This is a genomic window from Pseudomonas oryzihabitans (assembly GCF_024652905.1).
Classification (GTDB): domain Bacteria; phylum Pseudomonadota; class Gammaproteobacteria; order Pseudomonadales; family Pseudomonadaceae; genus Chryseomonas; species Chryseomonas benzopyrenica.
This window is the reverse complement of sequence record NZ_CP102428.1, coordinates 4,148,340-4,162,705: the sequence shown is the minus strand read 5'-3', so window position 1 is coordinate 4,162,705 and position 14,366 is coordinate 4,148,340. Positions and strand designations below refer to the sequence as shown.

The window sequence follows — 14,366 nt, the reverse complement described above, 5'->3', positions numbered from 1 at the left end:
TCGATTGGGGCTGGCGCTATCACGGCCCATGGCCGCGATGATGAGGAGCTTGGTAGCGTTGGGCTTCGACGATGCAGCCGTCTCAGCCCAACCTACGAGCGCGCCCTTACAAGCCCTTCTCGAAGATCTTCGAGTTGCGCTGGAAGTTGTACAGCGACGCCCGCGCCGCGGGCAGACGTTCCACGCCGCTGGGTTCGAAGCCGCGCTCGCGGAACCAGTGGGCGGTCTTGGTGGTGAGCACGAACAGGGTGCCGAGGCCGCGCTCGCGGGCTCGTTGTTCGATGCGTGCCAGCAGGGCGTCGCCGCGGCCGCCGTGGCGGTAGTCGGGATTGACCGCGAGGCAAGCCAGCTCGCCCGCCGCCGAGTCGGCGATGGGATAGAGCGCCGCGCAGGCGATGATCAGGCCTTCGCGTTCGACGATGCTGAATTGCTCGATCTCGCGCTCCAGCACCTCGCGGGAGCGGCGCACCAGGATGCCCTGCTCTTCCAGCGGGCGAATCAGCTCCATCAGGCCGCCGACGTCGGCGATGGTCGCTTCGCGCAGGGTCTCGAAGGGTTCCTGGGCCACCAGGGTGCCGCTGCCGGCGCGGGTGAAGAGTTCGGTGAGCAGGGCGCCGTCTTCGGCGTAGCCGACGATGTGGCAGCGGCGAACACCGCCACGGGTGGCCTGGGCGGCGGCGTCGAGCAACTCGGCCTGGTAGGAGCTGCCCAGGCGCGCCAGATGGGTGGGGATCTGCTGCGGGCCGATCTCGCGGATCAGGGCGCCGTGTTCGTCCAGCAGGCCCGGTTCGGCACCGTAGAGCACCAGCTTGTCGGCGCCCAGGTCGATGGCGGCGCGCATGGCGACGTCTTCGCAGGCCAGGTTGAAGGTCTCGCCGGTGGGGGAATAGCCCAGCGGCGAGAGCAGCACGATGGTGCGCTCGTCGAGCAGCCGGCCGATGCCGCGGCGGTCGATGCGGCGGACTTCGCCGGTATGGTGGAAGTCGACGCCGTCCTGCACCCCCACCGGGCGCGCGGTGACCAGGTTGCCACTGGCGACCCTCAGCCGCGAGCCCTGCATGGGCGAGGCGGCCATGTCCATGGACAGCCGCGCCTCGATGGCGCTGCGCAGGCTGCCGACGGCATCGATCACCGCTTCCAGGGTCGGGCCGTCGGTGATGCGCAGGTCGTTGTAGAAGCGCGGCTCGATGCCACGGGCGGCCAGGCGCGATTCGATCTGCGGACGCGATCCATGCACCAGCACCAGGCGCACGCCCAGGCTGTGCAGCAGCACCAGGTCATGGACGATGTTGCCGAAGTTGGGGTGGGCGACGCCGTCACCGGGCAGCATGACGACGAAGGTGGCGTCGCGGTGGGCATTGATATAGGGCGAGGCGTGGCGGAGCCAGTTGACGTAGTCGTGCATCGAGACGAAGACCCTTGGTGGATAGGCGTGAGGGTGAACGAGGGCAGGCAGGGCGTTCAGCGTCGTCGCAGCACGGAGGTTCCTCGACAGGGAGCGGATGGGCAGGGTCAGTAGACCGCCTGGAGTTTACAAAAAGTCACGCCAAGCGCGCGGATCTGTTCATCGGGCGACCGCCGCCTGCTCCAGGCAGTAGTGGCCGATCAGTTGCTGCAGCAGCTTGACGGTAGGTGCGATCCGCGCCAGCGCCAGGTGCTCCTCGGGCTGGTGCGCGCAGCCGATGTCGCCGGGGCCGAGGACCAGCACCTCCTGGGCGATCGCCTGCAGATAGGGCGCCTCGGTGGCGAAGGCCACGGCGTCGGCGGCGTGGCCGGTGAGGCGCTCGGCCAGGCGCACCAGCTCGGCGTCGGCAGGCTGCTCGAAGGGCGGCACGGCGGGAAACAGTGGCTGGTAGTCGATGCGTACCCCGAAGCGCTCGGCGACGGGCAGCAGGCGTCCGCGGATGGCCTGGCGCAGGACTTCGGGCTGCATGCCCGGCAGCGGGCGCAGGTCGAATTCCAGGGCGCACTGGCCGCAGATGCGGTTGGGGTTGTCGCCGCCGTGGATGCAGCCGAGGTTGAGGGTCGGCTGGGGCACCAGGAACAGCGGATTGCGGTACTCGCGCTGCCACTGGGCGCGCAGGTCGAGCAGTTCGCCCATTACCGCCTGCATGGCCTCCAGGGCGCTGTGGCCCAGACTCGGATCGGAGGAATGGCCGCTCTGCCCGAGGATGTCGATGCGCTCCATGAGGATGCCCTTGTGCAGGCGGATCGGCCGCAGCCCGGTCGGCTCGCCGATCACAGCGGCGCGGCCCAGCGGGCGGCCGGCCTCGGCCAGCACCCGGGCGCCGTCCATGGAGGATTCCTCGTCGCAGGTGGCGAGCACGATCAGCGGCTGGCGCAACTGGCGCGGATCCAGTTCGCGCACCGCTTCGAGGATCAGCGCGAAGAAGCCCTTCATGTCGCAACTGCCCAGGCCGTACCAGCGATCGTCGGCTTCGCGCAGACGCAGGGGATCGGCCTGCCAGAGCGCCTCGTCATAGGGCACGGTATCGGTATGGCCGGCCAGCACCAGACCACCCGGCCCGCTGCCCAGGGTGGCGATCAGGTTGAACTTGCCCGGCGCCACCTCCTGGGTCGCGCAGGCGAAGCCCAGGGCGCCGAACCAGTCGCTCAGGCGATCGATGACGCCGGCGTTGGACTGGTCCAGCGCCGGCTGGGTGCAGCTCACCGAGCTTTCGGCGATGAGGGTTGAGAACAGAGCTTTCAGCGCGGGCAGGGTCATGCGGGGTCTCCTGGTCACGGCTCCATCATGGCGCCATCCGCCGTGCGATGAAACCTTCATGGGCCTTGGCGACGCGGACCGGCTAAACTAGCGGCCACGTTCTCGCCGTCCGTCATCACGACGCGCTCGGCACGGAGCCGGACCGTTCTCTTCCGGCGCCAGGATCTTCCAATGGCCAAAGAAACCGAAATCAAGCTGCGCGCCAGTGCGGCCACCCTTGACGCCCTGCGCGCTCATCCGCTGCTGAAAAAGCGCTGCAAGGAAGGCTGGCAGCGCCACGAACTCTCCAATTGCTATTACGACACCGATACCCGCGACCTGGCCCATGCCAAGGTCGCCCTGCGCGTGCGGCGTGATGGCGAGCGCTTCATCCAGACGCTCAAGAGCCGCGGCCAGAGCCTGGCCGGGCTGTCCGAGCGCAACGAGTGGGAGTGGCCGCTGGCCGATGCCACCCTGGACACCGCGCTGTTCGACGACAGCTGCTGGCCCGCGGAGCTGGCCGACCTGGACCTGCGCCGCCTGCAGCCGGTGTTCGACACCGATTTCGTCCGTGACGCCGCGGAAATCGCCTGGGGCCGGGGCAAGACCCGTACCGTGATCGAGGTGGCCCTGGACCAGGGCGAGGTGCGCGTGGGCGAGCAGCGCGAGGCCATCGCCGAGGTCGAGCTGGAATTGCGCCAGGGCGAACCGGCGGCGTTGCTGGAACTGGCCGAGCAACTGGCGGCCGAATTCCCGTTGATGCCCTGCGACATCAGCAAGGCCGAGCGCGGCTATCGCCTGCACGATGCGGCCAGCTACACCCTCTATCTGTCCGCGCCGGAACTGGACGCCGAGACGCCGTTGGACGAAGCCGTCGCGCGCCTGGGCTGGCACCTGCTGGCCGGCAGTCAGCGCCTGGCCGAACAGTATCGCTGGAATGGCCACTGGCGCCTGCTGGTGGACTGGGTGCACCAGCTGATCGATCTGCGCGCCCTGCTCGGCAGTCTCGGCCAAGCCGCGCCGCGTGCCACCAGCCGCGAGCTGCGCCAGGCCCTCGATGACCTGCTCGCCGACTGGCGCCCGCTGGCGGCCATCGGCCAGGACGACGAAGAGGCCCGCCGCCAGGCGCCGCAGCGCTTCGCCGCCGAGCTGGAACAGCCGCGCTGGGGTCTGTTCTCCCTGCGTGCGGCGCGCTGGCTGCATGAGCGCGCCTGGATCCAGGGGCGTACCGGCCGCGGCGAGCGCCAGGGTGTGACGCCCCTGGGCCAATGGCTGCCGCGCCTGCTGGCCCAGGAGGCGGCCGAACTGCCGCTGCTGCGCGCCATCACCGAACCCGAGTTGATCCAGCAGCAGTTGCCCCGTCTGGAGCGGATGCAGGTCTGGCTGCACCTGGCGCGGGGCGCCCTGGACCTGCCCGAAGCCGACCGCCTGTATGGCGAGCTGGGCAAGCTGGCGCCGCTGAGCGCCCATGGCGATCTCGCCGGGGTGGCCGAACAGGCGCGCCTGGTACATGGCCTGACGCCCTGGAAAGCCCTGGCCTGAGCCACCGGACGGCAGGAACGCCTGGCGCGCCCAGCCGTCCATCCTGATGGCACAAGGCCGCGAGCGATTCCTTAAAACAAAGTCGCTATGCTGGAGGAGGCGACCAACCTGGCGGTACGGCAGGCGGGTCGTTCCCGGTCAGGCACCGGGCGCCACCCGAGTGTGACCACCTTTTCAAGGAGTCCAGATGTCCGCCATAGCTTCCCCTTCCGCTGATCGTTGGCTCGACCTGGGCGACATCCTGCGCGAGCTGGTCAGCCAGCAGCGGATCGACCAGCAGACCGCTGAGCAGTGCCTGCTCTTGCGCCGTGGCTCGGCCAATCCGCAGCAGCATCCGCTGGAGTTCCTGGCGGCGCAGAGCGTGGACGACCTCAGCCGACCGGGGCGCAAGCTGGATCTGGACAGCCTGACCCGCTGGCTCGCCGAGTACTCGGGCCAACCCTTCTACCGCATCGATCCGCTCAAGGTGGACGTGGCCTCGGTCACCCCGCTGATGTCCTACGCTTTCGCCCAGCGCAACAAGATCCTCGCCGTGGCGGTGAGCCCGGACGAGGTGACGGTGGCCAGCGCCCAGCCCTTCGTGCACAGCTGGGAGAGCAACCTCACCCATGTGCTGCAGCGACCGATCAAGCGGGTGGTGGCCAGCCCCGCGGACATCACCCGCTATACCCAGGAATTCTTTCGCCTGGCGCGCTCGGTCACCGGCGCCTCGGCGGTGGAGCAGAAGACCAGCGGCGTCGGCAACTTCGAGCAGTTGGTCAATCTCGGTGCCGCCGATGGCGAGCCGGATGCCAACGACGCCCACATCGTCAACATCGTCGACTGGCTGTTCCAGTACGCCTTCCAGCAGCGCGCCAGCGATATCCACGTCGAGCCGCGCCGCGAGCAGGGCGCGGTGCGCTTTCGCATCGACGGGGTGCTGCACACCGTCTACCAGTTCCCCGCCCAGGTCACCCTGGCGGTGGTCAGCCGGATCAAGAACCTCGGCCGCATGAACGTCGCCGAGAAGCGCAAGCCCCAGGATGGCCGGATCAAGACGCGCATGGCCGGCGAAAAGGAAGTCGAACTGCGCCTTTCGACCATGCCCACCGCCTTTGGCGAAAAGCTGGTGATGCGGATCTTCGACCCGGACGTGCTGCTCAAGAGCTTCGACCAGCTCGGCTTCTCCGCCGATGACCTGCGCCGCTGGGCCGGCATGACCGGGCAACCCAACGGCATCATCCTGGTCACCGGCCCCACCGGTTCAGGCAAGACCACCACGCTGTACACCACCCTCAAGCAGCTGGCCACGCCCGAGGTGAACGTCTGCACCATCGAAGACCCCATCGAGATGGTGGAAGACGCCTTCAACCAGATGCAGGTGCAGCACAACATCGAGGTGACCTTCGCCAGCGGCGTCAGGGCGCTGATGCGGCAGGACCCGGACATCATCATGATCGGCGAGATCCGCGACCTGGAAACCGCCGAGATGGCCATCCAGGCGGCGCTGACCGGGCACCTGGTGCTTTCCACCCTGCACACCAACGACGCCCCCAGCTCGGTGAGTCGGCTGATCGAACTGGGCGTGCCCTATTACCTGATCCGCGCCACGGTGCTGGGCGTCATGGCTCAGCGGCTGGTGCGCACCCTCTGCCCGGCCTGCAAGACGCCCACCGAGCTGGACCCGGCAGCCTGGCAGGAACTGACCAAGCCTTGGAACGCGCCGCTGCCCACCGGGGCCATGCAGCCGGTGGGTTGTCCGGAGTGTCGCGACACCGGTTACCGCGGTCGTGCCGGGGTATACGAAATCCTCACCCTCTCCGATAGTCTGCGCGAACTGGTGACGGCGGATACCGACATCACCGCGCTGCGGCGGCAGGCGTTCAAGGAAGGCATGCGCAGCCTGCGGCTGTCCGGTGCGCAAAAGATCGCCGCCGGCTTCACCACCGTGGAAGAAGTCCTGCGCGTCACGCCCCAGAGCGAGCGTTAGCGCCCCAGCATCCCGCGAGCGGAACAAGGATAGCCAGCCGTGCAGACAACCGTCGTGAATCCTGCCGTAGGCGCCGAGGACCCCGAACAGCGCCGTCGCCGCCAGGAGGTCCTGACCGCTTACGGCGTGCTCGACGACCAGCCGGAGCCGGCCCTCGACGACCTGGTGGAACTGGCGGCCACCCTGTGCGAGACGCCCATCGCCGCGGTCAACCTGCTCGGTGAAGAGCAGCAGTTGTTCATCGCCGAGCGCGGCCTGGGCGTGGCGGAGATCCCCCTGGCCCTGTCCTTCTGCCAACACCTGCACGCGGCCCAGGAGGCACGGCAGATCGAAGACCTGAGCCAGGACCCACGCTTCACCGACAATCCCCTGGTCACCGATCCGGCCGGGCTGAGATTCTATGCCGGCGCTCCGCTGCGCACGGCGGACGGTGTCTTTCTCGGCACCCTCTGCGTGCTGGACTGGCAACCGCGCGAATTGAGCGCCGCGCGCCTGAGCGGACTCGAACGCCTGGCGCGCCAGGTGCTGCGCCTGTTCGAGACTCGCCTGCAGGCGGCGTCGCCCACCCGGCACAGCACCCTCGACGAAACCCATTACCGCGCCCTGATGGACGTCAATCCACAGATCATCTGGTTCGCGCGACCCGATGGCAGCTTCGAATACGCCAATCGCTACTGGTACGAATACAGCGGCCTGAGTCCGGCCAACGTGGTCGCCGATCCCGATCTCTGGGCCGGCGCCATCCATCCCGAGCAGCGCCCGCAATTGCTGCGCCGCTGGCGCGAGGTGCGCGAGCAAAGAGTCGCCGGCAGCCTGGAGTTGCAGCTGCGCGATGCCGAGGGTCGCTACCGCTGGTTCGAAACCCGCACCATGCCCTTCACCAATGCCAGCGGCGAGATCGAGCACTGGGTCGGCGTGGCCCAGGACATCGACAGCCGCAAGCGGGCGGAAACGGCGCTGCGGGAGAGCGAGGCCTTCGCCCACCTGCTGCTCGAATCGACCCACGAAGGCTTCTGCGCCCTGGATCGCGACGGCCGCGCCACCCTGTGCAATCGCGCCTTCCGGCAGATGCTCGGGCTGTCCGAGGAACGAGACCTCCTCGGCGAACGCCTGGATACGCGACTCAGCTCCGCCCGCAGCGAGGATGGCGCCCGAGCCCTGCAACGTGCTGCCAGCGAAGGCGCCACCCTGCACCTGTCCGCCGATGCGCTGTTGCGCGAGGACGGCAGTCTGCTGCCGGTGGAATGGCGCGCCCAGCCGCTGTGGCGCGACGGCGAGGTCCAGGGCGCCATCTGCACCTTCGTCGATCTCAGCGAACGCATCCGCAGCCATGATCGCCAGCGCTTCCTGCTCGAACTGGGCGATCTGCTGCATGGCGTGACCCACACCGGCGAGGTCGCCTCGGTACTGGGCGACAGCCTTGGCCACCTGCTGGCCGTGCAGCGCATCGGCTACGCCAGGGTCGGTCGCAACGGCAGCCTGACCATCGACAGCGACTGGCTCGAACAGGGCCGTACCCATCGCCTCAACCTGCCCAGCCTGGGTCACTGGCACACCTCGGCGGTGGAGGAATTGCGCCGTGGCATCATCGTCAGCGTGGAAGACAGCGCCCAGGACAGTCGCCTGGGCGAGATGCGCGCCCAGCTGGTCGAGCATGGCGTGCGCGCCGGCCTGGTGGTGCCCTTGCTCGCCGAAGAACAGCTGGTTGGCCTGTTGTTCCTCTATGCCGACACGCCCCGTCACTGGACCATCGGCGATGTGGCCCTGGTGCGCGAGGTGGCCGAGCGCATCCGCATCGTCATCGAACGCACCGCGGCGGCCGAGGCCCTGCGCCTGGCCGAGCAGCGCATCGCCCTGGCCATGGACGTGGCCGACCTGGGCGTCTGGGACTATGACATCGACCGTGACCTGATCAGCTGGGATTCCCGCCTCGCCCACCTGGTCGGTGCCGCCGAGCGCCGCTGCACGATGCGCGGTGCGGCCCTGCTGCGCGCCCTGCATCCGGCCGATGCGCCGCGGGTGCGCGCCTATGTGAGCGCAGCCATCCAGGGCGGCGGCAATGCCTATGACCTGCGGCTGACCTTTCGCGTCCGCACGTCACGCCAGGGCGAATCCGTATGGCTGAGCATCCGCGGGCGCGAGCGCCTGGAGCCCGGCGGGCAACGTCGGCTGGTGGGCATCGCCCGCGACATCACCCGTGAACGCCACGACGCCGATCGCATCAGCGAGACTAACCGCCAGTTGCGCCGACAGATCGAGGAGCGCCGCGCCGCCGAGGCGCGTCAGCACGCCCTCATCGAACTGGGCGACCGCTTGCGTGAAGGGGATCCGGAAAGCACCGGCGTCGCTGCCGCCCTGGAGCTGGTGGGTACGCGACTGGGCCTGCGCCGGGTCGGCTATGCCCATCTGGACGAGAATCGCGGCACCTTCGTCCCGCAGCAGATGTGGACGCCCAACGGCCATTGCGATCAGGCCCTGGCCTATCCCCTGCTCGCTCCCGACAGCCTGGGCAACCAAGAGGGCGCACCACCCCTGGTCATCGACGATGTCAGCCAGGATCCGCGGGCCCAGGCCAATGCCCAGCCCCTGCTCGAACTGGAGATCGCGGCGCTGGTGGACATCCCGCTCTATGAGGACGGTCGCCTGCGGGCGCTGTTCGTCGCCCATGACCAGCGCGCTCGGTTGTGGACGGAAGGCGAGGTGCAATTCCTGCGCGATGTCACCGACCGCCTCTGGGCGGCCATCTGCCGGCAGCGCTCCCAGGACGCCCAGCGCGAGAGCGAGGGCCGCTTCCGCCTCATGGCCGACAGCGCCCCGGTGCTGATCTGGGCCTGCGATGCCGATGGCCAGTTGCAATTCGTCAACCAGCGCTTCGCTCGCGAATTCGATCTGCACGACGCCGATCTGCATGACCAGGGCTGGAGCGCCCTGCTCCCGGACAGCGAATGCCCGGCCTTCGAGGGCGCCTTCAAGCAGGCCATCGCCACCCACAGCGCCCTGCGCGCCGAGGTGCGGGTGCGCAATGCCCAGGGTGAGTGGCGCTGGCTACGGCTGGAAGGTACGCCGCGACTGGAGCTCGACGGTGAATTCCATGGCCTGGTGGGCTGTGGCGTGGACGTCACCGAGGCGCGCCAGACCACCGACCAACTGGAGCAGCGCATCGCCGAGCGCACCCAGGAGCTGGGACGCAGCCATGCGCGGCTGATCGCCGAGATCTACGAACGCGAGCGCACCGAAGAAGCCTTGCGCCAGTCACAGAAAATGGAAGCCATCGGTCAGCTCACCGGTGGTATCGCCCATGACTTCAACAACATGCTCACCGGCATCGTCGGGGCCCTCGACCTTATCCGCCTGCGCATCGCCAACGGGCGCACCCAGGACCTGGATCGCTACATCAACGCCGCGGTCAATTCGGCCGATCGCGCCGCCGCCCTCACCCACCGGCTGCTGGCCTTCGCCCGCCGCCAGACCCTGGATCCGCAGCCGGTGGACGTGCACCAGCTGGTCGGCTCGCTGCAGGACCTGCTGGTGCGTACCGTGGGCGAGAACGTCGCTCTGCGCCTGGATCTGGCGCCGGTCGCCTGGCTCGCCCACAGCGATACCCACCAGCTGGAAAACGCCCTGCTCAACCTGGTCATCAACGGCCGCGACGCCATGCCGGCGGGCGGCGAGCTGTGCATCGCCACGGCCAACCTCAGCCTCGACGCCGAGGCCGCCGCGCGCGAATCCCTGACGCCGGGCGACTACGTGCGCCTGAGCGTGGCCGACACCGGCACCGGCATGCCGCCGGAGGTCAAGGCCAAGGCCTTCGAGCCCTTCTTCACCACCAAGCCGGCCGGCCAGGGCACGGGGCTCGGCCTGTCGATGATCTACGGCTTCGTCAAGCAATCCGGCGGCACCGCGCGCATCGACACCGAGCAAGGTCAGGGCACCACCATCAGCCTCTATCTGCCGCGTCATCCCGAGCTGGCAGCGGCCACCAGCGAGCAACCGACGCTCAAGGTCGCGCCCCGTGCCGAGGCCGGCCAGACCGTGCTGGTGGTGGAAGACGAGTACGCGGTACGCATGATCGTGCTGGAGGTGCTCGCCGAGCTGGGCTACATTGCGCTGGAGGCGAGCGACGCCGATGGCGCCCTGCCGATCATCGAGAGCGGCCAGCGGCTGGATCTGCTCATCAGCGACGTCGGCCTGCCCGGCATGAACGGCCGCCAACTCGCCGAGATCGCCCGCGGTCGGCGGCCCGAGCTCAAGGTGCTGTTCATCACCGGCTATGCCAAGAACGCCAAGGTGCGTGGCGAATTCCTCGGCGAGAACATGGACATGCTGATCAAGCCCTTCGACATCGATGCCCTGGCGGAACGCATCCACAGCATGATCCAGGGCTAAGCGCGGTCGGAAGGCGCCTGCACAGCCCTCTGGAACTCAAAGGATGTCTGAGCTCTCTATAGGAAACCTCAAGAAGGAGATCTCATCCATGCGCCTGAAGAAGCTTGCTCTGGTTTCCCTGATCGGCCTGCCGCTGTTGGCCGCGACCACCGCCGCCAATGCGGATGCGAGGTTCTGGCGGCATGCCGCGACCCTGGGGGCGACCTCCGGCTCGTTCTATACCACCAGCCGTGACGACCACAAGATCGTCGCCGCCACCCAGGACGACGCCAGCTCCTACCTGGCCAGCAACGGCCAGATCCGTGGTCCCTACCTGGAAGCCGCGCTGCGTGACATGCGCGCCGCCGAACCGGGCCTCAAGGCCAGCGACAACGATCTCGCCATGCGTATCCTGACCCAATAAGGGCCAGGCAAAAAAGAACCCCGCCGGTCAACGCCGCGCGGGGTTCTTTTTTGCCGGTTGCCTGGGCGTGAGGCTGTCGCCTCAGCTCTCGCTGGCCGCGCGATAGCCGTCGGCGTCGAGCAGCCTGTCCAGCTCGGCCGCGTCCTGCGGCTTGAGCTTGAAGAACCAGGCGCCATAGGGCTCGCCATTGACCTGCTCGGGGGCGTCGGCCAGGGCCTCGTTGACGGCGATCACCTCGCCGCCCACCGGGGCATAGATGTCCGAGGCCGCCTTGACCGACTCCACCACCCCGGCCTGGTCACCGGCCGCGAGGGTCTTGCCGACGTCCGGCAGTTCGATGAAGACCACATCGCCCAGGGCTTCCTGGGCATGGTCGGAAATGCCGACGGTCACGCTACCGTCGGCTTCCAGGCGCGCCCATTCGTGGCTGGCGGCATAACGCAGGTCGGCGGGAATCTGGCTCATGAGGAGTCCTCGGGGCTGGCACGGTTAAAACTCAAGGGTAGCCTGCCGACCCCAGGGACCGCCATCGCTGACCGGGCTTAATTGGGCCCGATGCTGGCGCAGCTGGTGTTGTCGACGTACTTCTTCAGGGTCGCCCACTGGGGACGATCCACGCCGTTGATGGGTTCCACCGCCAGGTTGTAGTTGCCCCAGCCCGGACCGGCAGCCCAATAGCTGGCCGGGATGCAGTGCTGCTTGAGATAGGCCAGCATGTTGTCCATGGCCACCAGCCAGCGCGGATCGTCGTCCGGCACACCGAATTCGCCGATATAGCCCTGCTTGCCGTTCTTTTTCAGCCAGTCGACGAAGGGCTTGACGCGCTTCACCCCGACCTGGGGATCGAAGCCGCTCATGTCCTTGCTGGCGTACTGGCCGCCGCCGTCGTTGTCGAAATAGACGTGGGCGGAAAAGATCAGCTTGTTGGCCGGATCCTTGAGCTCCAGCAGCGGATCGTTCCACTGTGGCCAACGGGCGGCGCTGGACCAGCCGTTGCCCTCGACGATGATCGGATGGACGTTGTCCACGGTACGGATGCCGTTGATGCCATGCTGGGCGGCGGTCGGCCAGAAGGCCACGGCGTCGTGGGGCTCGTTCATGATGTCGTAGCCATAGAGCGCCGGATGCTTACCGAAGCGGAAGGCCAGGCGATAGGTCACGTCCCAGTAGTTGAAATAGGTGACCTTGCCGGCGCCGATGACCTCGCCGCGATAGCGCGCATAGTTGTGCAGGTCGAGGATCACCTTGACGCCGTACTTCTGGGCGTAGTTCAGCGTCTGGGTGACCAGGGCGCCATAGTCCGGATCCAGCATGGAGTTCAGCTTGGGCTGGATACGCTCCCAGATGATCGGAAAGCGCACCAGCTTGATGCCTTTGGCGCTCCAGTCCTTGAAGTGCTGCTCGCTGGGAAAGATGTAGTTGCGGTTGTTGAGGCCGGGTAAGACATGGCTGGCGAAGCCGGCACCGGAAAAGTTGAGCCCGACCAGCTCGACCGCCTGGGCCGAACCGAAGAGGGCGCTGCTCAAGGCCAGGGTACCGGCCAGACGCAGGGAAAACTGGCGCACGCGCCGGGTAAGGGATTGCATGACTGCACCTGTGGAAAAGAAGACTCCCCGCCCCCGCAAGCTAACGGGTTCCGGCGTGGGCGAGCTCAGGCGGCCGCGTCCTGTTGCGGCGCCGCTGGGTGCGACTTCGTCGTCATTGTTGGGGCTGCTATCGGCGTCACCGCCCCCAGCTTTAGTGAATTTTTTCCTGCAAAAACAGCCAGTTACGCCAAGATTCGCGTCAGATAGCCGCCGTTTTTCCGCAACTGCCAGCGCAGCCGAGCTAACACCTTGAATCGACAAGACTTTCTGTATCCATAAAGGAACGGGTCAGACGCCGTGGCACGCAAAAAGACCAACATTCCCGAAAGAGTCATTTTCAAGACCCACTGGAGCGGACCTGCCGGATGACCCCAGGACCTGGCCCGGAACGTTCGCCGGAGCCTGCGCTCTATCCTGCGAAGCCCACCGCGAGAGCCCTGCCATGCCCCTGAGCGCGCCCCTGCCGCTGCGTACCCTGGCTGTGACCCTGGCCACCTTGACCCTGCTTGGCTGTGGCGAGACCGCACGGCTGCAGCGCGAAGCCGGTTACGGCCCGGCACCGACCCTGCCGGAACCCCACAAGACCCTGCTGCCCACCGTCAACGTGGCACCGGCGGTCGGCTGGCCCGAGGGCGGCAAGCCCACTGCCGCGCCGGGCACCCAGGTGCAGGCCTTCGCCGGCGGCCTGGACCATCCGCGCTGGCTCTATGTATTGCCCAACGGCGATGTGCTGGTGGCGGAAAGCAATGCGCCCAGGCGCGAGGACTTTCCCGGCATCAAGAACTGGATTGCCGGCCTGTTCATGAAGAAGGCCGGCGCCGGGGTGCCCAGCGCCGATCGCATCACCCTGCTGCGCGATGCCGACGGCGACGGCGTCGCCGAGACCCGCCTGGTCTTCGCCGAGCACCTGCATTCGCCTTTCGGCATGGCCCTGGTGGGCGAGGACTTCTATGTCGCCAACGCCGATGCCCTGGTGCGCTTCACCTACCGCCCCGGTGCCACCCGCCTGGAAGGCCAGGGCACCCGGGTCACCGACCTGCCGGCCGGCATCAATCACCACTGGACCAAGAACGTCATCGCCAGTCGCGATGGCCGGAAGCTCTATCTCACCGTGGGCTCCAACAGCAACGTCGGCGAAAACGGCCTGGACATCGAACAGGGTCGCGCCGCCATCTGGGAGCTGGATCGCGCCAGCGGCCAGAAGCGCCTGTTCGCCACCGGCCTGCGCAACCCCAATGGCCTGGACTGGGAGCCCACCACCGGCAGGCTGTGGACGGTGGTCAACGAACGCGACGAGATCGGCAGCGACCTGGTCCCGGACTATGCCACCTCGGTACAGGATGACGGCTTCTATGGCTGGCCCTACAGCTACTGGGGCAAGACCGTGGACAGTCGGGTGCAGCCACCCCGCCCGGATCTGGTGGCCAAGGCGCTGACCCCCGACTATGCCCTGGGCACCCACACCGCCTCCCTGGGCCTAGCCTTCGCGAGCACCGACACTGGGTTGCCGGCCGCTTTTCGCCAGGGAATGTTCGTCGGCCAGCACGGCTCCTGGAATCGCGATCCCAAGAGCGGTTACAAGGTCATCTTCGTGCCCTTCCAGGACGGCAAGCCCAGCGGCCCGCCGCGGGACCTGCTGACCGGTTTCCTCAATACCAAGGAGGAGGCCCAGGGGCGCCCGGTCGGGGTGGTCAACGATGGTCGCGGCGGCCTGCTGGTGGCCGACGATGTCGGCAATACCATCTGGCGGGTCAGCGCCCAGCGCTGAGACCTTGT

The 14,366-nt window shown here is 67.7% G+C and carries 9 protein-coding genes; 5 read left to right on the top strand and 4 right to left on the bottom strand.

The window, feature by feature from the left end:
• Window positions 1–106: 106 nt before the first annotated feature.
• Window positions 107–1,405, bottom strand: coding sequence for an amino-acid N-acetyltransferase (argA, locus tag NRG74_RS19245; protein WP_133860543.1), 1,299 nt, complete (start codon window positions 1,403–1,405; stop codon window positions 107–109).
• A 159-nt stretch (window positions 1,406–1,564) separates the two neighbouring features.
• Entirely contained in the window at window positions 1,565–2,725 is a 1,161-nt protein-coding gene (gene argE, locus NRG74_RS19240; protein ID WP_257705074.1) for an acetylornithine deacetylase, read from the bottom strand.
• Window positions 2,726–2,896: 171 nt separating this feature from the next.
• Here argE and NRG74_RS19235 point away from each other — a divergent pair, with 171 nt between their 5' ends.
• From NRG74_RS19235 to NRG74_RS19220, 4 genes are all read left to right on the top strand, one after another.
• Window positions 2,897–4,246, top strand: coding sequence for a CYTH domain-containing protein (locus NRG74_RS19235; protein WP_093256940.1), 1,350 nt, complete (start codon window positions 2,897–2,899; stop codon window positions 4,244–4,246).
• A gap of 187 nt (window positions 4,247–4,433) precedes the next feature.
• The gene (locus tag NRG74_RS19230) at window positions 4,434–6,215 is read left to right on the top strand and encodes a GspE/PulE family protein (RefSeq protein ID WP_017639492.1); all 1,782 of its coding nucleotides are present in this window, start codon (window positions 4,434–4,436) and stop codon (window positions 6,213–6,215) included.
• A 39-nt stretch (window positions 6,216–6,254) separates the two neighbouring features.
• A complete protein-coding gene (locus tag NRG74_RS19225) occupies window positions 6,255–10,601 on the top strand; it encodes a PAS domain S-box protein (RefSeq protein ID WP_257705073.1) in 4,347 nt (1,448 codons plus the stop codon).
• Between the two features lie 88 nt (window positions 10,602–10,689).
• Window positions 10,690–11,004: a DUF2388 domain-containing protein gene (locus NRG74_RS19220; RefSeq protein WP_064308157.1), complete on the top strand. Its 315-nt coding sequence runs from the start codon at window positions 10,690–10,692 to the stop codon at window positions 11,002–11,004.
• Window positions 11,005–11,085: 81 nt separating this feature from the next.
• On the opposite strand, the gene gcvH is transcribed toward NRG74_RS19220, so the two are convergent.
• Window positions 11,086–11,469 carry a glycine cleavage system protein GcvH gene (gene gcvH / locus NRG74_RS19215; protein WP_064308158.1) on the bottom strand — a complete coding sequence of 128 codons (384 nt, stop codon included), beginning with the start codon at window positions 11,467–11,469 and terminating at the stop codon, window positions 11,086–11,088.
• A gap of 77 nt (window positions 11,470–11,546) precedes the next feature.
• Entirely contained in the window at window positions 11,547–12,590 is a 1,044-nt protein-coding gene (locus NRG74_RS19210; RefSeq protein WP_093256930.1) for a glycoside hydrolase family 5 protein, read from the bottom strand.
• A gap of 442 nt (window positions 12,591–13,032) precedes the next feature.
• Here NRG74_RS19210 and NRG74_RS19205 point away from each other — a divergent pair, with 442 nt between their 5' ends.
• Window positions 13,033–14,358, top strand: coding sequence for a PQQ-dependent sugar dehydrogenase (locus tag NRG74_RS19205; protein ID WP_257705072.1), 1,326 nt, complete (start codon window positions 13,033–13,035; stop codon window positions 14,356–14,358).
• The last annotated feature ends 8 nt before the right edge of the window (window positions 14,359–14,366 follow it).

Excerpts from the sequence above, each read along its gene's own strand:
- argA (WP_133860543.1), bottom strand. The coding sequence starts at position 1,405 with ATGCACGACTACGTCAACTGGCTCCGCCACGCCTCGCCCTATATCAAT.
- argE (WP_257705074.1), bottom strand. The coding sequence starts at position 2,725 with ATGACCCTGCCCGCGCTGAAAGCTCTGTTCTCAACCCTCATCGCCGAA.
- NRG74_RS19235 (WP_093256940.1), top strand. The coding sequence starts at position 2,897 with ATGGCCAAAGAAACCGAAATCAAGCTGCGCGCCAGTGCGGCCACCCTT.
- NRG74_RS19230 (WP_017639492.1), top strand. The coding sequence starts at position 4,434 with ATGTCCGCCATAGCTTCCCCTTCCGCTGATCGTTGGCTCGACCTGGGC.
- NRG74_RS19220 (WP_064308157.1), top strand. The coding sequence starts at position 10,690 with ATGCGCCTGAAGAAGCTTGCTCTGGTTTCCCTGATCGGCCTGCCGCTG.
- gcvH (WP_064308158.1), bottom strand. The coding sequence starts at position 11,469 with ATGAGCCAGATTCCCGCCGACCTGCGTTATGCCGCCAGCCACGAATGG.
- NRG74_RS19210 (WP_093256930.1), bottom strand. The coding sequence starts at position 12,590 with ATGCAATCCCTTACCCGGCGCGTGCGCCAGTTTTCCCTGCGTCTGGCC.
- NRG74_RS19205 (WP_257705072.1), top strand. The coding sequence starts at position 13,033 with ATGCCCCTGAGCGCGCCCCTGCCGCTGCGTACCCTGGCTGTGACCCTG.